The sequence below is a fragment of the Nostoc sp. LEGE 12454 genome (assembly GCF_056620565.1).
This window is the reverse complement of sequence record NZ_JBWQXL010000022.1, coordinates 70,220-88,892: the sequence shown is the minus strand read 5'-3', so window position 1 is coordinate 88,892 and position 18,673 is coordinate 70,220. Positions and strand designations below refer to the sequence as shown.

Annotated in this window: 20 protein-coding genes, 3 tRNA genes and 1 pseudogene; 4 read left to right on the top strand and 20 right to left on the bottom strand. The window is 41.3% G+C overall.

The features are described from left to right. Positions 1-63 precede the first annotated feature (63 nt). The 3 genes from AC1F2U_RS21830 to AC1F2U_RS21820 all read right to left on the bottom strand — a co-directional run bounded on the left by AC1F2U_RS21830 (position 64) and on the right by AC1F2U_RS21820 (position 1,516). Complete coding sequence (locus AC1F2U_RS21830; protein WP_480262975.1) at positions 64-429, bottom strand: hypothetical protein; 366 nt, start codon at positions 427-429, stop codon at positions 64-66. A 358-nt stretch (positions 430-787) separates the two neighbouring features. After that, a complete protein-coding gene (locus tag AC1F2U_RS21825) occupies positions 788-1,105 on the bottom strand; it encodes a YlcI/YnfO family protein (protein ID WP_480262974.1) in 318 nt (105 codons plus the stop codon). A 198-nt stretch (positions 1,106-1,303) separates the two neighbouring features. After that, on the bottom strand, positions 1,304-1,516 hold the full coding sequence (locus AC1F2U_RS21820) for a ribbon-helix-helix domain-containing protein (RefSeq protein WP_480262973.1): 213 nt from the start codon (positions 1,514-1,516) through the stop codon (positions 1,304-1,306). Positions 1,517-1,714: 198 nt separating this feature from the next. Between AC1F2U_RS21820 and AC1F2U_RS21815 the strand changes: the two genes are divergently transcribed. Then, positions 1,715-2,005 (top strand): hypothetical protein, encoded by a 291-nt coding sequence (locus AC1F2U_RS21815; protein WP_480262972.1) that lies wholly within the window; start codon positions 1,715-1,717, stop codon positions 2,003-2,005. Between the two features lie 496 nt (positions 2,006-2,501). Next, positions 2,502-4,640 carry a virulence-associated E family protein gene (locus AC1F2U_RS21810; protein WP_480262971.1) on the top strand — a complete coding sequence of 713 codons (2,139 nt, stop codon included), beginning with the start codon at positions 2,502-2,504 and terminating at the stop codon, positions 4,638-4,640. A gap of 345 nt (positions 4,641-4,985) precedes the next feature. On the opposite strand, the gene AC1F2U_RS21805 is transcribed toward AC1F2U_RS21810, so the two are convergent. The 4 genes from AC1F2U_RS21805 to AC1F2U_RS21790 form a co-directional block, all read right to left on the bottom strand. Next, on the bottom strand, positions 4,986-5,108 hold the full coding sequence (locus tag AC1F2U_RS21805) for a hypothetical protein (protein ID WP_480262970.1): 123 nt from the start codon (positions 5,106-5,108) through the stop codon (positions 4,986-4,988). A 243-nt stretch (positions 5,109-5,351) separates the two neighbouring features. After that, positions 5,352-5,543, bottom strand: coding sequence for a hypothetical protein (locus AC1F2U_RS21800; RefSeq protein ID WP_480262969.1), 192 nt, complete (start codon positions 5,541-5,543; stop codon positions 5,352-5,354). 365 nt (positions 5,544-5,908) lie between these two features. Next, positions 5,909-6,040, bottom strand: a complete 132-nt coding sequence (locus tag AC1F2U_RS21795; protein WP_480262968.1) for a hypothetical protein — start codon at positions 6,038-6,040, stop codon at positions 5,909-5,911. Positions 6,041-6,092: 52 nt separating this feature from the next. Beyond that, positions 6,093-6,266 (bottom strand): hypothetical protein, encoded by a 174-nt coding sequence (locus AC1F2U_RS21790; RefSeq protein ID WP_480262967.1) that lies wholly within the window; start codon positions 6,264-6,266, stop codon positions 6,093-6,095. Between the two features lie 375 nt (positions 6,267-6,641). Here AC1F2U_RS21790 and AC1F2U_RS21785 point away from each other — a divergent pair. After that, positions 6,642-7,199, top strand: a pseudogene (locus AC1F2U_RS21785) (nitrogenase component 1); the annotation flags it as partial. Positions 7,200-7,531: 332 nt separating this feature from the next. Here AC1F2U_RS21785 and AC1F2U_RS21780 read toward each other — a convergent pair. From AC1F2U_RS21780 to ppk2, 3 genes are all read right to left on the bottom strand, one after another. Next, positions 7,532-8,092 carry an NYN domain-containing protein gene (locus AC1F2U_RS21780; RefSeq protein WP_480262966.1) on the bottom strand — a complete coding sequence of 187 codons (561 nt, stop codon included), beginning with the start codon at positions 8,090-8,092 and terminating at the stop codon, positions 7,532-7,534. Between the two features lie 177 nt (positions 8,093-8,269). After that, positions 8,270-8,869: a hypothetical protein gene (locus AC1F2U_RS21775; RefSeq protein WP_480262965.1), complete on the bottom strand. Its 600-nt coding sequence runs from the start codon at positions 8,867-8,869 to the stop codon at positions 8,270-8,272. Positions 8,870-8,891: 22 nt separating this feature from the next. Next, positions 8,892-9,815: a polyphosphate kinase 2 gene (gene ppk2, locus AC1F2U_RS21770; RefSeq protein WP_480262964.1), complete on the bottom strand. Its 924-nt coding sequence runs from the start codon at positions 9,813-9,815 to the stop codon at positions 8,892-8,894. Between the two features lie 188 nt (positions 9,816-10,003). Here ppk2 and AC1F2U_RS21765 point away from each other — a divergent pair, with 188 nt between their 5' ends. After that, positions 10,004-10,615: a hypothetical protein gene (locus AC1F2U_RS21765; RefSeq protein ID WP_480262963.1), complete on the top strand. Its 612-nt coding sequence runs from the start codon at positions 10,004-10,006 to the stop codon at positions 10,613-10,615. Positions 10,616-10,716: 101 nt separating this feature from the next. Here AC1F2U_RS21765 and AC1F2U_RS21760 read toward each other — a convergent pair whose 3' ends face one another. The 10 genes from AC1F2U_RS21760 to AC1F2U_RS21715 all read right to left on the bottom strand — a co-directional run bounded on the left by AC1F2U_RS21760 (position 10,717) and on the right by AC1F2U_RS21715 (position 18,665). Next, positions 10,717-11,076, bottom strand: coding sequence for a hypothetical protein (locus AC1F2U_RS21760; protein ID WP_480262962.1), 360 nt, complete (start codon positions 11,074-11,076; stop codon positions 10,717-10,719). Positions 11,077-11,112: 36 nt separating this feature from the next. After that, entirely contained in the window at positions 11,113-11,580 is a 468-nt protein-coding gene (locus AC1F2U_RS21755; protein WP_480262961.1) for a DUF6232 family protein, read from the bottom strand. Between the two features lie 46 nt (positions 11,581-11,626). Further along, the gene (locus AC1F2U_RS21750; RefSeq protein WP_480262960.1) at positions 11,627-12,043 is read right to left on the bottom strand and encodes a hypothetical protein; all 417 of its coding nucleotides are present in this window, start codon (positions 12,041-12,043) and stop codon (positions 11,627-11,629) included. Between the two features lie 16 nt (positions 12,044-12,059). Further along, positions 12,060-13,076 (bottom strand): hypothetical protein, encoded by a 1,017-nt coding sequence (locus AC1F2U_RS21745; RefSeq protein WP_480262959.1) that lies wholly within the window; start codon positions 13,074-13,076, stop codon positions 12,060-12,062. Positions 13,077-13,638: 562 nt separating this feature from the next. After that, a complete protein-coding gene (locus AC1F2U_RS21740) occupies positions 13,639-15,162 on the bottom strand; it encodes a slipin family protein (protein ID WP_480262988.1) in 1,524 nt (507 codons plus the stop codon). Between the two features lie 602 nt (positions 15,163-15,764). Then, positions 15,765-15,837: transfer RNA gene (locus AC1F2U_RS21735), tRNA-Ile, on the bottom strand. Between the two features lie 216 nt (positions 15,838-16,053). After that, positions 16,054-17,142, bottom strand: coding sequence for a reverse transcriptase family protein (locus AC1F2U_RS21730; protein ID WP_480262958.1), 1,089 nt, complete (start codon positions 17,140-17,142; stop codon positions 16,054-16,056). A 401-nt stretch (positions 17,143-17,543) separates the two neighbouring features. Then, positions 17,544-17,618 (bottom strand) — tRNA-Met (locus AC1F2U_RS21725). Next, positions 17,618-17,693 (bottom strand) — tRNA-Met (locus AC1F2U_RS21720). Before AC1F2U_RS21720 ends, AC1F2U_RS21725 begins: the two co-directional genes overlap by 1 nt. Before the next feature lie 393 nt (positions 17,694-18,086). After that, a complete protein-coding gene (locus AC1F2U_RS21715) occupies positions 18,087-18,665 on the bottom strand; it encodes a hypothetical protein (RefSeq protein WP_335036874.1) in 579 nt (192 codons plus the stop codon). Positions 18,666-18,673 lie beyond the last annotated feature (8 nt).

Sequence of the window (18,673 nt, the reverse complement as noted above, 5' to 3'; positions counted from 1 at the left end):
TTGATCCGCATTGCAATTAGAGTTACATGACAACAAGGCAGTCGCCACTATCCAAACATCTTCTTAGGGTCTACAAGTAATGGACTGAATACCATCAGTTGAAACTGAAACATCTACTTTATATCCTGCTGGACATGTTTCAATTGAGTTACCTTTTCTAAGTTGGATTTCCTGTGAAAGCTGGCAACCTGTAAACTGTGCTTTCTCATCAAAAGATATAAATTTTTGGGCTTGGCACTCAAAATTAGATAACCCAGTGCTGGGGCTGGAAACCTGCACGATCGTATCTTGGCCAAGAATACAAGTTTCCAACGAACCATTTGAATAATTATTAATTGTCCCACCTTCACATGTCACTGACGCTTGAGCAGGTAGAGAAACAGCAAAATTGATTGAAAATAAACCAAAAGTTGAAGTTAAAACTGCCAAAACTTTAGACGAAAACTTCATAAAAATACTGATTAGTAGAATAAAATTTGCTACTTCATTTCTACCTTATTACTTCTAAACACTGATACAGCAAAGGTACTGATCTTGCTTTGAAGTTTTTGTGAACGGTTTAGCTTGCAACAGCACATTAAGGTCTGGAAGTAGCGAAGCTGCTATGAGCCGATCGGCGGTTTTTGAAGTTCCCGGATAAATGCGTCGATTGCCTTTCCGACTGTTGACTGCCTCCCTAGTTTCAGCTTGGCAAGAACGCGATCGCGGGTCGAGTTTATGTCTACAGTGCTGTCTACATCTGTAGATAGGGAAACTGGTGATTGCCCAAGAGATGCAGCGTTCTCTCTCAGGCGCTCAACTCCCCCAGGCGCTCATCGACTGAGTGCTTAATTTCATTGATGCCTGCTGCCAAGTAAGCGGTATTGGCTGCAATCATCTCTTGCAACCGTTCGGAGTTAGCGATCGCGTTTTCTACTTCTTGCCTCACTATTTCTCCGATGTCTACAGATGTAGACACTGTAGACAGTGGCTCTGTAGACAACCCTACAGATTTTGTGAGTATCCTTTGAGCCGTCTGGTTTAGACTCTCCCCTTCTAACTGTAATCGTTCTAGCGCTTCCACAACTTCGTCAGGCAAGCGAAACGAAAACTGTTTGCTGACCATAGCTTATCCACTGAATACAACTGTCTACAATAGTAGATGGTTTCCGAGTTCTTGTCTACAGTTTGGTTGACAGCCTGTATTCAGTACTGTATTCTATATGTAGACAGATGAATACAGCAGTGAGTTCAAGGAAAGCGAGTAAGTTCGTCGCGTCGCATCGCTCCCTGGTTCTCCTACCCACAGATGATGGTTAAATGATCATCCCTGATCCAAGTCATCCAGTTTCAATGATGCGGACGATCTGATCTGGCGTGTGGAGTTTTCTTGATCTGCCTCAGCGCGCGCTAGTCCTTCTCTAACAAACTTACCGGCCAGATAACTTAGTGAACGGTCTTGAGCGTCTGCTAAACGCTTCAATCTCTCCTTTTCGTCTTCAGTTAAAACAACTGTAACTGTTACTTTGCTTGGCATTGGAGTACTTAAAGGGTACTAACCTATCTTACCCCTCAGTACAGCAAGCAAGGTTAACAATAGTTGTTAACCGTTGTTAACTGGTGTTACTATTCTCTCAGTTTCATAATTAATGCGCCCCGGCACAGAGGGCTACGACCTCCTCTGTCCGGCACGACTTCCCCCTATCAGTTAATCGCCAGTAGGAGGCAACTTAGTATGTTAGCGTCTGACGCGCCCACTTTGGGCATTTTTCAACAAGCGTCAAAGTTTTGGCGTTTGCGGATCAGCAAAGAATTCGACAAGCCCGAATATTACATTGGTCAGACCGTGCTGCACAAGATAAAGGTGAAGCAGGGTGAGATTTTACATCCAGTGACAGTGCTGGGGCTTCGGTGGAGTGGTATCGACTGGGCTTATTTTGTTGAACTGCCTGAAAATCATCCTTGGTTTGAGCTAGAAGACCGCCAAGTTGAATGGTTCGATGATCACCAAATAGAACCGATGTAGTTTTTCCTAACATTGTACCCGTGTACAATTGCAAATCCTTGTGGGGACGGCTGTACAATGTTTTTACCGCCAAAATGCTTATTGTATACGCATGATTGCATGGGGAAAATGTCGAGTTTATCCAGTCTATTGCCAATTGATACACGGTTCTAACCGATGTATGCTTAATACAGTTTTTCCTGAAATTGTAAGTTTTTCTAATAGGAGTTTTGCATTTACACAAATGCAGAAGTTATAGAAAATTTACATAAGAAAAAGTCCGGTAATTGAAAAAGAGTTAACCAATCTCTACACTGAAACACTTCCATGCCCAGTCCAAGACAAGCCCCCCCAAGTCCGCATACCGAACAAAAAACAAAACTTAGCTTGAATTTATCAAGTTTTGGGGCTTGTCTACAACCGGGTAGAGGTGTAAACAGTGTTGAGATTGGGTAAAGCTTTTGGAAATTGCTGGGCGAGCAGAGAAAACGAATGCCCACCCACCAACAAATAACCTATGAAACAGAGTACCACACTTCCAGTAGCAACGCAGCAGTTGACAGAGTGGACTGAAAACACTGGAGTTAGCAAGATTGCCCTACCGACACTTTGGGTAGCTGACGCATTTAAAGCAAGACATTTGGCGCAGTTATTTCAGGTCATAGAGTACTCTCAAGCCACACAAGAGATATCTACTGGTGAACATTACATTCTTCTTGAGCCGGAAACATCTGAGGCACTATTCAAGGGCGCAGTTTGGCGAATTCGAGCCGCTGGAGGTAGCTGCTACATCCACGAGATAAATCAGCCCCTTGAGTGCCTAGTAACCGAGGCTGTAAGCGCCAGGGACTTAGCAGTTCAAATTCATCATTTTTCCCAACCCTACGAGAATTGGAGAATCAAGGAGGACGAACGACCGTTGGCATTCAGGCTTGCATCTGAGGTTGCTAAAGTTGCCATGAAGCTACTGAGAGGATCGGAGAGAACCCTTGAGCTAGGGACACTCAGACAGCGGTGTAAACAAAGCGTATATGAATGGAGGGAGTTAATGGTCAATTTTGAGCAAGAATTCAAAAAAGAACTTTCACGGCGGGGTAAAGATAAAATTAAGCACCTGGAGCAAGAAATTCAAAGCACAGTTGAGTCAAGCCTTGAGCAGATATTCCCAGCTCGGAGTAAAAGCAAGCAAATCCTTAACTTGCTGAGAGATGAATGGGGGACTCGCCTACGGTTTAACACCATGACCATCAGACCGGAATTAGACGGCGAACCGCTGGACATGGATACCTTGGCAATTAACTTGATTGATGAGTTTGACATCGACATCAGCAGCGAGAAGGCATCGCAGATAGTACTTAGTCTTGCCAAAAAACGTTCTTACTCTCCGGTACAAGAGTATTTGGAGCGCGTAGCCCAACAGTATTCATCTGTTGACCAGGGGATATTAGATGATCTTGCGACTCGCTACTTTGGCAGCAATGAACCGCTGCACAACGTTTTCATGAGAAAACACTTAATTGGACAAGTGAAGCGGGTATTTGAACCTGGGTGTCAGCATGACACAGCTGTAGTATTGCAGGGAAACCAAGGCATCAGAAAATCGACCTTTTGGCGAACGCTAGCTGTTAACCCTGACTGGTTCGATGACACGATTACCAGTGGTAACAATGACAAAGACGAACGGCTCAAGCTGAGACGATTTTGGTTTTTAGAGCTAGCAGAACTCGAATCAGTTTTTAAACGCAAAGAGATAGCGAGTTTACGAGGTTTTCTCACAACCAAGGATGATAACTTGCGGGTTCCCTATGGGCGCTCGATTGAATCCTTCCCCAGAACCAGCTGCTTTGTGGGCAGTGTTAACCCGGCGCAATTCTTAGTTGACCCAGAGGGACACAGAAGGTACTGGATTATCCCCGTAAACGTTGACCAAATCCCAGTAGACAAACTGGCCTCAGAACGGGATTTGTTATGGGCAGCAGCTGTTATCGCCTACCGAAACGGTGAAGCGAACTATTTGGACAAACCTGACGAAAAGCGTAACGCCCTGCTAAATAAACGCCATGAGGTAAGCGATACCTGGGACGAAGCAATCGACGCATTCTTGAAGTTTCAATCAGAAACCACCGTCAGCAACATTTTGAGGGACTGTTTCCAAATCGAACTTGCCAAGCACGATCGCTTTTCACAGATGCGGGTAGCTGAGTGCTTAAAGCGCATTGGGTGGGTGAAGTGTGAGAAGAAGAGAGTTGATGGCAAGGTCTCCCAAATGTGGAGGTTGCCACAGGAACAGAGTGAGACAGCAGCAGAAGCCACTAAAGATATTAATCAATTATCTCCAAAGGTAGTAACTGTCTCTAAGCCAAACACAGCAAACAATGTAGCCGAAGTGTTGCTACCTAAAAATTGTAGTGAAGCAAAAATAAAAAATTTCGCACACAAAAATCAAAATCATGAAGTAAACGATTCCAAAAATGTCGTCCCGATTGACACCTTTGAGGTTGGCGATCAAGTGGAGTACATCGGTGCAGTGCGTCCTAGCTTGCACGGCAAAAAACTGGTGGTATCTGAAATTCAAGCGGATATCTTTTGGTTAGCGCAACCGGGATACGAATGCTCGGTTATTTCTGCCACCGCTGCCGAATTGAGGAGACGTTAGCCATCTTCACCGCGATGGTTGGTCGTACCTTAACTTCCAACTCCTGACTTACAACTTCCACCAGCTAGTTGGTGAAGTCGTAAGTTGAAGTTGGAAGCTGCCGCAACGTGCAGCGGCCGCTGATTGCGTACAAAATCATCTGGCGATCGCTGAAGGTTGCCGTAAATTATCCGCAATGCGATCGCACTGCTCCCGATTGATGCTTAATCCTTTAGTGCTGAGGAAACGCTACAAGGAGCGATACAGCGTTCTGTGTTCGCATTGCGGCGATTTGCGTTTGGTTCAGTTCAAAGACCTGAACCACGGTTCAAAATCGTTTTCTTGGCTGTCTCCTCTCGGTTTGATTCAGTTCAAAGTTCTGAACCGTAATTCTGAACCGTTGCCGAAATCGCTACGTTCCCCGTCAGTTAGTTGGTTCAGTGGTTCAAAGGGTTGGTTCAACGGTTCAAGCCGCAATGGTGCGACCATCCGCTCTAGAGCTTCATACAAACCTTAAGGTTTAGCCGTTGTTGTGCAGCAATGGGCACTGCTTATAAGTCACCAAAAAGTTGATTAATACCCTATGGGTGCTACTAAAGTACACGGCATAAATCGCCCGTAACGCGATCGCCCTGGCTCTGCCTCAACTCCTCCATCGAAGAGAGCAAGTCACCAACAAAGGTTTAATTATTGCAATTAAACCTTAGTTATTGGAAATCGAAGTAGGAGATATTAGATATCTCCGCTGGAAAAATAAGCCTTTATGGGTACTAAAAAGGGACACGCCATAAATCTACCGTAACGCGATCGCCCTGGCGGAGTCTTAACCCCTCCAGCCGGCGAACATCCGTAAACCGTGGCAGTGTTGCGTACTTTGGAAATGTTATACATTTCTCTATGTCCGAGAACTGTTGCAAAACTCATGCACTAATATTCTCCAAACCCCTATAGGGTTCGCGGAAATCTCATACGCTAATATTCGGTTTTAATCAACGACAAACCGATTAGGGGTTAAGGCTCAACCCTTGAGAGTTAGCGATCGCGCAGTAGTCACGCAATTGTCATTGAGTGAAACTCATTCAAGGGTTAAGGCTCGATAGGGAGTGTCAGTGGTCAGTCACTAAAAACAGCGACAATTTCAAACCACGCGAAACTTAGAGGAAACATCTAATGTTTCCGAAAAGTAAACCACGCTAAACCACGCTAATATTTCTTCGGCAAGTTAACTTGTCACTGGTTTAATTCTTCCTAAAATTGCAGTGCCAGCAATGGAGTTAATCTCTTCGACATTAACCCCAGAGAAACCAAGTCCACCGATCGCCACCCAGTTCGTGTCGGACAGTATACTTATCGACGGATGATTTACCTGCCGAAAACACGCTGTCAAACAATAAAGATAAAAACCTAATAGGTTTCGCCACAGAATTCTAAGGATTTTAAAGGCAGTCTAACTAGACCCCACTTGCCACGCACTCATGCTGCATTTAGTCGAGAGCGCAGCAACTCATTACCGCGTTGCATCCTCACGCAGACTGTACAGCAGTTCTTGCCACCATCAAATTTTTGCAACGGCAGAGCGTTAGTTGTGCGATTTTGGCGACCGCACAGAGTCAACCAAGTTTCCTGATCAGCTTTTTCGCTGTCCATAAGATGCAGCACTCCATTTTCGCTAATCTGCCTTCCCAATACTTCCATGCCAATACACTCGCGTTTTAGCCTAGTGTATAAAGTTTGACAAATAATCTGCAAGTTGTTGCAAAAATTTGCCGGACAACATAATGTTATCCGCCAGCGAATTTTGACTTATGCACCACTGTTGCATCTCCAGTCGAGGGTTAAAGTTCGATTAGTAATTCTGTTGGGTATACAGCTAAAACTTCACACCCCTTAAGCCACAATTTGCAAATCAAATTACCATTTCACTAGAGTTTTGGATGTTTAAATCGCAATCTTTAAGACAAAAACAAGCCACGCGAAACGCAGACTTGCAGAACCATTGATATATAAGCATTATAGGCTCTAAGCTACCGTATACCCTGGTTGGAATACAACTTCTTCGGCCCCACCAAGATTGCTGAATCTTTACGGGAAATCGCTTCTAAGTTTGACGAAACAATCCAAGCAAACGCTGAGAAAGTTATCGCCAAGTATCAGCCCACAATGGATGCGGTAATTGCTAAGTACCGCCCCCGTTTGGATGGTAAGACTGTTGCCATCATGGTTGGTGGTCTACGTCCTCGCCACGTTGTCCCAGCTTTCCTAGACTTGGGCATGAAGATGATTGGTACAGGTTATGAGTTCGCTCATAATGACGATTACAAACGTACCACTCACTACATCGAAAACGGCACCATCGTTTATGACGACGTTACCGCTTACGAATTCGAGGAATTTATCAAAGCGCTGAAGCCTGACCTAGTTGCTTCTGGTGTGAAAGAGAAGTACGTCTTCCAAAAGATGGGTCTTCCTTTCCGTCAAATGCACTCTTGGGATTACTCCGAACCTAGCGATCGCTCCTCAACATCATATAATGCAAGGTTTTTTGGCGGCAAGAGAAAAAAGAGCCTATTTCTAGCCTAAATGTAAGTTGCAGGGTTATTTAGGGACAATCTGTTTTGATGCTTTAGATAGTATAACTCTTATGGAGTCTGGTTTTTAGATTTTGCTTGCATTTTGCTTTAAGAAAAACTGTTAAATTGAAAACTATTTTAATTGACGATTTTTTAGATTAAATGGTGCGATCGCTTTTGCTCGAAAATTATTTGGGAACTGTAGATGCTATCTTCGCAACATCTGTCTAATCGCTAAATTAAATGGTTGTCAAATCAAATAAAATTGCAACTGTACAGGAAGTGTCAATCGTCCGCTATAACATATTGTCATACTGCTTACATTTCATCGCTAGAACAGAACTAGGCTCCCATAGCCCAGCGTTTATTATTGATAAATGTCACCTTCTCATAAACAGTTTCTAATGGTCGGTAAACTCCGTTATTCTCTGCAAATCTTTTCAATAAACGATTGCAACCTAAATCCCAGCTTAATACCTCAATTTGCCAGCCATGCTTGTGTGCCCGTTCTAATTGTTTAATAAAGCCTTGACCGTTATTGTAACCGCTACCATCACCTGTTAGAAGTACCATAACGCCTGGTGGGGTTACATCAAGCACCTGATTAGCCATCTGAAGTTGGATGATTTCATCTACAGCAACTTCGCCACCACTACTTTGCCCTCGCTCTTGCTTATTAATATTAATTCCTAAATTTGTAAATCTCTGCCACAATGGATCGCTAGCTGGTGGAATAGAACCGCCAACAAAAGCATAATCAACTTTACGATTATTTACAACAAAATCGAATAGATTAGAAAAGTGAATACGGAAGTTATTTTCATCGTTAGATTCCTTTTGTTGGCAAACATTACGACCGACTAACCAAATATTTGAGTTGTCCCAAAAAATATGAATTGACATATATATTACCTAGTAATAAATAGGAATAATGTAGATAAACTGGCGATCTATTTAAACTACCTGATCTAACCAAATTGTTAGACTGTTCGCTACCACTATAATTGGCTAATAAGTTCAACTGACTTGTATCATTTTATTAGACTAAACTATAGCGACCGCCCCAACTCAAAAGTAGATTCATCCACTGAATTGCTGAACAATTGTCTGTACAATTGCCAAAATAGCTCCTACGTTATCCAAGTAATATCTTTGCTTATCAAGCAAAGCCACTTTTTCCGAAAGTTGAAGAAACTGCCAAACTTCTCCTGTTGTCACGCATCCATAGACAGGTATTTCTGCTTGTCCAGATGAACGATTGAATAAATCTGCCGCCACCATTTGTGCGATGCACTGTCCTAACCCAGCTTCAACATCATTTTTTTTCGCTTCTACAACAGTGATAATTGGGCTACGCAATGGTGGTAAAGGTGGAGCGATTGCTAAAATAAAATCACATTCCCCAATCAAGCCCTGTGCAGGATCAACGTCAAGTCTTTGTCCAGAGAAAATAGCCAAGCTATCTTGGCTAAGATCGCGGCAGGCTAGTAAAATCGGTACAATAATAAATTCGCTCCGAGCCTTTTCACTAATCAGAGCTAATTGGGTTCGCTTTCCTAAAGTTTCATTTAACCACGAAGGAATAGAAAGAGGTACAAGCTTGGGAAATAAATCGGCTTCTTGGGTGGTGATTCCCAAAACAGCCGAAACTTTTTCTAGAGTAAAGTCGCTGTACGCCATAGTTTTGACTCAGGAATATTGCTTAATAGACTTGAGGCACAAAAAATTGCTCATTACGGGGAGCGCGAACATAATCCTCAGCCACAGGTCTAGACGGAAGCTCTAAGGGAGGAGGTGTCATATCTTCGTAAGGAACTTTGCTCAACAAATGATGAATGCAGTTGAGCCGCGCTCGTCTTTTATTATCTGCTTCAATGGTAAACCAGGGAGCTTCTGGAATATTCGTGTAAGCAAACATGGTATCTTTGGCTTTGGAATATTCTACCCAGCGATCGCGTGATTCCAAATCCATTGGACTGAGTTTCCATCGCCTTGCTGGATCGTGACTGCGAGAAAGAAAGCGTTCTTCTTGTTCGTCATCGCTGACGGAGAACCAGTACTTGATTAAAACAATGCCCGATCGCACCAGCATTCGTTCAAATTCCGGGCAAGATTGCATAAATTCTTGATATTCTGCTTCAGTACAAAAACCCATCACCCGTTCAACTCCGGCTCGGTTGTACCAACTGCGATCGAAGAGGACAATTTCGCCTGCTGTCGGAAGATGTTGCACGTAGCGCTGAAAATACCACTGAGTTTTCTCGCGATCGGAGGGAGTTCCCAGAGCAACCACACGACAGCCACGAGGATTGAGTGGATCGGCAATGCGTTTAATTACTCCTCCTTTGCCTGCTGCATCGCGCCCTTCAAAGATGACGACAACCCGATAGCCGACGTGCTTAATCCAGTATTGCATTTTGACTAGCTCAATCTGGAGTTGCTTTAGTTCAGTTTCAAAAGTCTTTTTGGGAATTTTCTTGGCAAAAACTTCTGTGCTACCATCAAAAATCCGTTTGGATTTTTTAGATTTTTTCTTGTCTTTTGCCTTTACTGGTTTTTCTATTAAGTCTGTAGGGGGTTGAACTAGATGATTATTTTGCTGGTTTTTCACTTCATCAATTGACATAACAGCGACTCCATGCCATTGAATCGGCATAATTAGAGTTTATCTATCAAGTATATATTTTAAAATGAGCTGAGTGTAAATATACACAGATGTTCTCGGAGAATGATTGTAGCGATATATAAGAAGCAGTCGTAGACATTGCCCTAACTCGTTAGACTGAATGTGGAGTTGTAAAGTAATTAGAAATTATGCCTTATAGTCAGTTTACAAATATCAGTAAAGTTAAAGAAGCTTTCGGGTTAAAAACCCAGGAGGGTGGGCGATTTATTCCTGTCACTAAACCTATCGAAGCATCTGCTACACTGACTGCATATCTTCAAGAAAGTCTACCACTTGTTTCTTCAGCAAGTGAAAAAGCGCGTTCAGAAGGAATTATTTACCCAATATTATTGGAAGTTAGACGGATATTAAATCGGCAAATTGGTTTATTCTCTGGAGAAGATTTTACAGTTGATGAGGCAGTTGGACTTAATGGAATGTGTGATTTCCTTTTGAGTCGATCGCCTGAAGTTTTAGAAATTGAAGCACCTGCAATTGTGATTGTGGAAGAAAAAAAAGCTGATTTAAGAACAGGCTTTGGACAATGTATTGCCGAAATGGTTGCAGCACAAAGATTCAATGCCGCAAAAAATCGTCTAGTTCCAGTAATATATGGTTCTATTAGCAGTGGTACGCAATGGCGATTTCTGAAGCTTGAGGAAAATATTGTCACTATCGATCTGATGGATTATCCCCTCCCACCTGTGGAAGAAATTCTAGGAATTTTAGTTTGGATGGTTCAAAGCATTGGGGATATTTGAAATAGCCATGTGATGCTTAACGTCATCACAATACTGCGATCGCTAACATCTTGAGGTAGTTCAGTTATGGGTTTTTATGCCGCGTTGCTAAAGCATTATACTTAGGGTTTTAAGACTTCTTTCACACCTTCAATAAAAAATTTGGCGACAGGGTGATCAATCATCTTTTCCAAAGCTGCAAAACTTCCTGCTTTCATTCCTCGGAGAATTCGGGCTTTTAGTTCAGGACTTTTGTCAATTTCATCTAAAGCTTTCGCACCCAAAACTCTGGGACTATCACTGGGATAATCTACTGAAAGTTGATCTAGCAAAGCTTTAATATCTTTGGCAGCTTGCACCAAATCTTGAGAGTTGTTGATTTGGATTTTGCTTTTATCAACACCAGTTACAAAAGATCCTGATTGATTAATAATATCTCCCCTAGCAGAATTGTAATTGGTTTGTCCACCTTGATTACTCATAGCTTTTAGCCTCCAATTTATTCTAGTGAATATTGATTACCCAACTTTGACTCCATTTTCAAAGAGACCGCTCTGATTTATAATGTCGCCATCAGAAACATTGAACGTGTAGTTTGCCGGCGCATCTCGGTTGTTCATAATCTCAATAAGCTTATCAATAATTTTATCTATAAGCCTTTGATTAGTAGATGCAATTAATTGCACACCTCCAGAATTTGTTATTATACTGAGACCATATTTCTTGGATCTAATAAATCGCTCTAAAATTCCCAGAACAACAAAAAAAGATAAAATTCCTATAACCCAATTCAAGACCAACATATCTGGATTTCTCTTAGCCAATTCAACCCCTAACCAACTGAATAAACCACATATGATTATGAAGCGTATCTTAAAAGTATAACGCGGTTTAATGCGATATTTCCCAACGCTAGTTATATTACTAACTTGATAAACTGTAGAACCCAGCTTAAGGGTTCTATTGGTAATAGACAGAGTACTCATCGATTAAAATTTAGGGTTAAATAAATGGCTTCCAAACTATCATTTTTCAAGTTGTGTAAAACTTAACTTGTCCATCGGGGTTGTTTTGATTGAACTTGTCAGCAGCAATGCTCACCCGACCTGAGAGCTTGCTAATAATTCGCTCATGCAAGATCATAGCCTGTTCAATATGACCATCTTCAACCATTTTTTCAAAGACCCTCATACTAACATTGATAGCATTAATATCAGCTGCCAACTCAGAATCTAACTGATCCATTCGACGCTCAATCATTCTACGTTGGTTGTCAGCATTTTCTCGAATCGCTAATCTCTTAGTCTCTTCTTCGGCAAGTTGTTTCGGTAGTTCTAATGCCTTGTTAACCAATGGGACAATTTGAAAAGCCAATTCAATGTATTCTGAAATCTGCCGAATTTCAACAATTTCAGAATAGGGTCTATTTGGTATAATTTGGTCATCCATACGTTTACAATTATTCCTAATTGATAGGTTGAATCAGGTCTTGCTGCAAGATTTTCTTTAATGACTCTCCACCTCGATAACAATCTTCAACAGCTTTTCGCTCTGCTTCTTGCAATTCCGAAAATTTCTTGCTTTGCGAGGATAATTGAATCACAGTATCAAGATGGCGCATTATATAATTCACAGCAATTTCATGAATCAACTTTGCTTGCTTAATTTTTTCTGAAGATTTTCCATATGCTCTTATAGCCCCACTGATTTGTTCACACGTCAGATCAACATCTGCTTGTAATTTCTCAAGTTTTGTACGCTGCTGAGATGCAGTAAATAGATAGAAAATCCCACTAATTGCTACGGAAATAGCAATAGACGAAACATCTCCTTTTTGTAGATTCATAATATTTTTACCTTGCAAAGAATTTGCTATGTTCTGTGCAAATTTTTGAGATATTTCCGTCAACTCTCCATGAATCGCACTGGGCTGTAAATTACTGGGATAGACAAAATCAATAGCAACCTTTAGTTCTCTTGGTGTTGGAATATTCTCATCTATGCGATACAGTTCATCGAAGTATAGGCTAATTGCATTTTCATACTTTGGTATTAACTCCATTTGCAAATAATTTCTATATTGATTGAATTTCTTAACATCATCATTAAAAACTAATTCTGCATCTTGTACGTGTTTTTGAGCCATCTCATAGCGCCGTTCGATTGACTCTGCCCACTCTTTAGGGTTCTCGAAAATGTTTTTCGTTGACCGCTTATGTGAAGTTTGAATAGATGGGTCGTATTCATATAAATCTTCTCGTTGTCGCGCCAAGGCAATTGACTTTATACGTTGCTCCTCAGCCCTTCTACGTTGCTCCTCAGCCCTTCTACGTTGCTTTTCTTTTTTCTGCCTTGACCAAAGAAGATATCCTATAAGGTTAACCACACCTAAGATAATCGCTGTTTTAGGTGCTGCTGCCAATAAGATTAGGTAAATAAGCCCCAGAATAAAAAAACCAACTAACTTTAAGCAGCCAATCATTGTAGCCCCTCAAATATCGACTCTATAAATAACTGACCAATGCTGCGGCTACCATAAACTAACCTTTAAGCAACTGCCAAAAGTGATTGTTTTCATGGGCAAGTGCAAGGAATGTGTGCGGAGCCACTTAACTATTTATTAGACTGAAAGTTTCCATCTAATTAACCGATTTGGGATATTCATCTGGAATCCTCTCATCATAATAATTAAGTAGAACTACATAAATAATTAAAGATTTTGTAATCACTTACCGTTCGCGGAAGAAGATTTGATGAAGAGGAATTATCGACAAGATTGCTGTAAATATCAGGGATAGCCCTAAAAAACAAATAATCTCCTGATCCATGATTATTATTGTAATTATTTTGAGGTGTATATACTATACACTGCTGAAAGGTTGTGTATGCTTTGAGACTGGCTTAAAAGTATTTTTAATCCGTAATCTGATTTGAGTTACGTTCCTTCATATCGCTTTTAGTCTAAACTCCAGTTAATGAGCAGAGGGAGAAAAGGTATTCTTCTTTCCTCCACTGCTCTCTTTGGTGAATATTCCCCCCGATCGCTACGGATTCATGCGAATCAAGTCTGTTAAGATACTATCCAAGCTACCGTTAACTTGAATGCGATCGATCTTCTCTGCAATCCGTTCTAATACTTCGAGTTCCTTCAAACGCAATGCGACAGGGTTATCCTCCATCACTTTGGCAGTGTTTAACATACTGCGAGTAGCAGCAGTTTCTTCTCTACGTCTAACTACGTTTGCTTGAGCGGCTTTTTCTGCCTCAACTACCTTGCTCAAGATAGTCTTAATCTCACCAGGTAAAATAATATCTTTGACACCTACAGAATCTACTTCAATTCCATATTCTGCGGCTTTCTGGCGAATGTATTCAGAGATGCTTCTATCAATTGCACCTTTATCTTCTAATAAAGCATCTAAGTTGCGTTCGCCGACCGCACCACGCAAAGCAAACTGTAATTCTTTGTATAAGAACCCAGAAATATCTGACAACCCATTTTTTGCTCTCAATGGGTCTTGGATGCGGAAGCCTGCGGTCAAATTCAACCGCAGAGGTACTTTATCTTTAGACAAGATGTCTTGACCGGATACTTCCATATTTTGGAGTCGGAGGTCAATGGTTTCGGTTTGAAAAGAGCGGCCAAATAACCACCAAGCGTGTACTCCTGGCGATCGCAGTCCTTGAAACTCTTGATTAATGTATACTAGTCCAACGTGTTGGGCGGGAACTTGACAAATATGCAAACAGTTGCGACTGAGCAATTTCACTTCTGCTGAACCCTCAACTAACTCAGCGACTAAGGCAGGCTGCAACTGAGCGTCAGCGCTGATGTCGAGAATTTCCACTTCAACACCCTGCCAAAATAACTTGCGGCTGGTGGGTGGCAAAATAGAAATCACTTTCCCTCGATATCTCACAATTGCTACTTGCGAAGTCAGCAATTGCACTGTTTGACAGTAGGCAGCAATAAAGTCGGGATGTTTTTCAATGAGTACATCTTCTAGGGGAAAGTCTGGATTAGGGATAATCCGGCTGAGAATTCGGACTGTAACATCTCTATCTACCGACCAAAAAGCATACTCTCCTGGTTCTAGAGGTCGCACAAAATTGTTTTGCAGATATAGTAAACCAATCTCAGACTCCGAGATTTGGAACTTCTTCACTCCATTCAACGCAACTGAGCGCAATTGCTGTACAAAATAACTAGGTAATTCTAAGCTTTCTTCCAAGTTAAATAGATGAGACTCTACTTCAATAAAACCACGCCAAAAAGCAATCAATTTATTTGGTGCAACGCTTACCCAATTCTGACCGTAGCGAACTAACGCAACTTGATTGAATGCGGTTCTGATAATCAATAAATGTTCTTGTAGTTCGGCTTCGTGATTTCGCAACAACAGTTCTAGGTTCTCAATCTGAGCTAGTGGCTGGTTGAGGTCATGAATTTTTACTTGCCAATGCCGACCAAAATAAGTATGTGTACCGGGCTGCAAAATTTTCTTAAAGTCACTGCGGTGATATAAGATGCCGATTTCGTTAGGTTTGATATAAAACGTTTCCCACATAGTAATTTGCATAAATAATTTGTGTGATAGCTTAACTAAACTAGGCAATTACAACTAGCTAAAAAAATTAGAACAACACATTTATAACCTTGCTTGAACTCAAATACCACTTGTGTATCACGGCTAAACTACTGGAGTAGACAGAATTCATTTTGAGGTTCTTAGGCTTTACAACCCTTTAAACAAAAGCTAAAAGATTAGTTTTAGCAGCTTGTACTACTATATACTACAAAAGATTTATTTACTCTGCCAGTGCAGGTTTTTACAGTTCCGGTGCGGGCAAAAGCTTCTCCAAAGCTGGATTAAGATTGCTGTTGCTTTTCCCAAATTGCTCAATGGCAATCTAAAAAAAGAGAACCGCGCTCAAATATGCCGTTCGCTTTGCCAATCTAGAATCCCCAAAGGAAAACCAGATGTAGGAAAAGGAAGGAACATACTCAAGTTATGGAGAGATACAGTTGCGCTAGCTCTTTTACTGTTATAAGTACCTGCATGACAGAGTAGAAAAAACAAGAAGTTTTTTGATTGGGTCTTTTTCAATACCCAATAATTCTGCGGCCTTGTCCCTAACAAGGTGCCCGTACCCAGGGCGAGGGTTTTTGGTGAAAGTATAGGAATCGAACCTACAACTAATCGGCGATACACCGACCGCTCTACCAAATGAGCTAACTTTCATGGTGAAATAGTTGAAAGTACTGGGCGGTATACGCTATTACCAGAGGTTAGCGTACCAGTCGGGTATACAGAACCCAAACTACAGCTTTGCGACTTTGTTACTATCCCGGTTCAAATCTAGCACAGGAAAAAAGTTAAAAGGGTGAATTTCATTCGCGCTGGCTATTATTGGCTGAGGTACACCTAAATAATTCTTTTCTAGCTAAATAAGCAGCTTTAAAAACGTACTTCATCTGTTTGGGAGTCACCATATTTCTGCTTGATGCGTTCCACACTTGATTTCAATTCTGCACCTTTGTTCGGGTTAATCATTGCTACATAATTTGCAAACCCGGTAATTGCGGCAATTAAATTAGTTGATTTTCCCCAACTTTTTCCTGATAAACCTTCTTGTTCTATTTGATATAGAGTTGCACGAAAGGCTTTTAATGTCTTTTTAGATATATTTAATTGCGTATTTACAATAACACCTGTTACTTCTTGCTGCACAGATTTACCGGAAATCTTGGTTTTATTATCATTAACGGTAAAATTTTCACTATTAATAATAATAAATTTAGTGTTTTTAATCAAATTGGATATTTTGGACGATGCATCCTCAAAAGCAGAAAATGTTAAATCGTCAACGTAGCGCGTATAGCAAAACCCAAGATTTTCAGCGATCGCAGCAAGGCGACTATCGAGATTACGGCAAACTAGATTAGAAATAGCAGGACTTGCAGGCGAACCTTGAGGTAAATGGCGGTTTTCTGAAGCTGTATAGTTAATTTGTCCATTTATTGCTATTTCAGCAGTTGTACAAATCAACCCGAAAATTGTCGCCGTAGATTCTGAATAACCAAATCCAGAAAATAATTCTTTGACACGTTTGTAAGAAATTGACTGAAAAAAATTCTGTAAATCAATATTGACTATTACATTTGCACCAACATGGGGTTTAGCATTGGTGACTATCGAACGATTTTTGCAAAAGCCGTGCGCTGCATTATGAATTTCTAATTTCTCTAAAATATTCTCTAGAATCCACCTTTGAGCAGCTTTAAGTTCGGGCTTTGGTGCAGAAATAATTCTTTCTCCACCTGTCTTTTTTGAAATTTTGAAGGGGAGATAATGTGTAGTTAGGGATGTACTAGTTGTTAAAGAATGCAGTTTTTCCAGGCTTATTCCCATTGCAAAGGCTATTTCTTCGGCAGTATTATATTCAGCTAAACCATGCGATCGCAAAAGTGCTAAATTATCAGTTCGTAACCTTTCTAGATTACTTTCAGCCGCTAATGGGGTAGTAGTTATATTTTTGCTGTACATAATACAAAAGCTTTTTTTACTCTGCAAGTGCAAGTGTTTACAGTTTAGGTGTGGGCAAAAGCTTCTCAAAAACTGGATTAAGATTGCTGTTACTTTTACCAGACTGCTCAATGGCAATCTAGAAAAAGAACCGCGCTCAAATATACCGTTCAATTTACCAATCTAGAATCCTAAAGGAAAACTAGATGTAGAAAACGAAGGGACATACTCAAGTTAGGAAGAAATGCAGTTGCGCTTACTCCTTGACTGTGGCTACCGAAGATCGCCCTTACGAGTAATGAGCGACAGCAGAACACTTACACCGCAGAGTTTGGAAAATGACGGACTTGAACCGTTTTGGGATTTCTCCCGTACCATATTGGCTACCTTGGAAGGGTATTGTCTTTTGACCCGGACAGGGTTGGGTGAAAGTATAGGAATTGAACCTACAACACATCGATTATGAGTCGATTGCTCTACCAGTGAGCTAACTTCCTGGGGTTTGATACAGGAGTCGAACCTGTGACGGATCGATTATGAGTCGATTGCTCTACCAACTGAGCTAATCAAGCAATATAGTTTAAAGTACTCGGCGGTATACGCTCATACTAAAAGATGGCGCACCAGTTAGGCATTAGAACCTAAACCATAGCTTTGTAACTTTATTACTATCCCGCTTCAAATCTAGCATAAAGGGATTGGGCATTGAGAGTGCTGAGTTAAGAGTTAGGAATTATCCCCTGTGCCTCTTCATCCCCCTTTGACTGGGAGCGTAATTATAAATTCAGTACCATCACCTAAAGTTGAATTAACAGCGATCGCTCCACCATGTTTTTCGACTACAATCTGATGAGCGATCGCCGCTGACTCTGAGCATTGACTAAAATTCCAATATGAGTTTTACTTGCTCTTTTTGGAGCAACTAAGATGAATAGTGTTTTCATTGATATTTGCTTTCTTGGGCTTCAGTCTGGGAAAGCCAAACCAGTCATGGGGTCGCGGATATACAACCCTAATGTGAGACTACGGATTGCTTCATCCCAAACAGGTATTAATTGTTCTGCTTGATCTGCCCAATAATCGAATGTAATCAAGCACTGAACATTCGACCCCAAACCAATGCAAGTCCGCGAAAAAGCTTCCCGTGGTTCTTCTTGAGTGTCAATGAACTTCATCTCTGTCCAGACAATTCTGGCAGTTTGACGCTTGACGGTAATAATTTCTCCCTTGGCAATGATGTTGCGGCTGTCGTCTTCCAGGACTTTCTTCAACGTGGATTTTAGCGGAAACTGGCTCCAGTCATTGGGTGGCAGACGATTGAAAGATACTTCCAGACAGCAATCATCGTTGGGCGGTTTTTTATCGAGGAACTTGAAAGATTTTTCTTGTGGCTCCAAAACCCAGTCTTGGGGAACATTCAAGCGAATAGCGCCTCTATCTCCTACAAATATTTTGTAGCCTGATGGAGATTCCCAGCGATGATCGGGTTTTAGTTCAAGCGTTTCTTTTATCCACTGGAGATTGCTTTTCTTACGCTTTGCCATAGTGTTTT

Coding starts and splice junctions, on each gene's coding strand:
- AC1F2U_RS21715 (WP_335036874.1), bottom strand. CDS start 18,665: ATGGCAAAGCGTAAGAAAAGCAATCTCCAGTGGATAAAAGAAACGCTT.
- AC1F2U_RS21820 (WP_480262973.1), bottom strand. CDS start 1,516: ATGCCAAGCAAAGTAACAGTTACAGTTGTTTTAACTGAAGACGAAAAG.
- AC1F2U_RS21730 (WP_480262958.1), bottom strand. CDS start 17,142: ATGTACAGCAAAAATATAACTACTACCCCATTAGCGGCTGAAAGTAAT.
- AC1F2U_RS21805 (WP_480262970.1), bottom strand. CDS start 5,108: ATGGTCGCACCATTGCGGCTTGAACCGTTGAACCAACCCTTTGAACCA.
- ppk2 (WP_480262964.1), bottom strand. CDS start 9,815: ATGTCAATTGATGAAGTGAAAAACCAGCAAAATAATCATCTAGTTCAA.
- AC1F2U_RS21815 (WP_480262972.1), top strand. CDS start 1,715: ATGTTAGCGTCTGACGCGCCCACTTTGGGCATTTTTCAACAAGCGTCA.
- AC1F2U_RS21775 (WP_480262965.1), bottom strand. CDS start 8,869: ATGGCGTACAGCGACTTTACTCTAGAAAAAGTTTCGGCTGTTTTGGGA.
- AC1F2U_RS21825 (WP_480262974.1), bottom strand. CDS start 1,105: ATGGTCAGCAAACAGTTTTCGTTTCGCTTGCCTGACGAAGTTGTGGAA.
- AC1F2U_RS21740 (WP_480262988.1), bottom strand. CDS start 15,162: ATGTGGGAAACGTTTTATATCAAACCTAACGAAATCGGCATCTTATAT.
- AC1F2U_RS21800 (WP_480262969.1), bottom strand. CDS start 5,543: ATGAGTTTTGCAACAGTTCTCGGACATAGAGAAATGTATAACATTTCC.
- AC1F2U_RS21755 (WP_480262961.1), bottom strand. CDS start 11,580: ATGAGTACTCTGTCTATTACCAATAGAACCCTTAAGCTGGGTTCTACA.
- AC1F2U_RS21780 (WP_480262966.1), bottom strand. CDS start 8,092: ATGTCAATTCATATTTTTTGGGACAACTCAAATATTTGGTTAGTCGGT.
- AC1F2U_RS21750 (WP_480262960.1), bottom strand. CDS start 12,043: ATGGATGACCAAATTATACCAAATAGACCCTATTCTGAAATTGTTGAA.
- AC1F2U_RS21765 (WP_480262963.1), top strand. CDS start 10,004: ATGCCTTATAGTCAGTTTACAAATATCAGTAAAGTTAAAGAAGCTTTC.
- AC1F2U_RS21810 (WP_480262971.1), top strand. CDS start 2,502: ATGAAACAGAGTACCACACTTCCAGTAGCAACGCAGCAGTTGACAGAG.
- AC1F2U_RS21790 (WP_480262967.1), bottom strand. CDS start 6,266: ATGGACAGCGAAAAAGCTGATCAGGAAACTTGGTTGACTCTGTGCGGT.
- AC1F2U_RS21745 (WP_480262959.1), bottom strand. CDS start 13,076: ATGATTGGCTGCTTAAAGTTAGTTGGTTTTTTTATTCTGGGGCTTATT.
- AC1F2U_RS21760 (WP_480262962.1), bottom strand. CDS start 11,076: ATGAGTAATCAAGGTGGACAAACCAATTACAATTCTGCTAGGGGAGAT.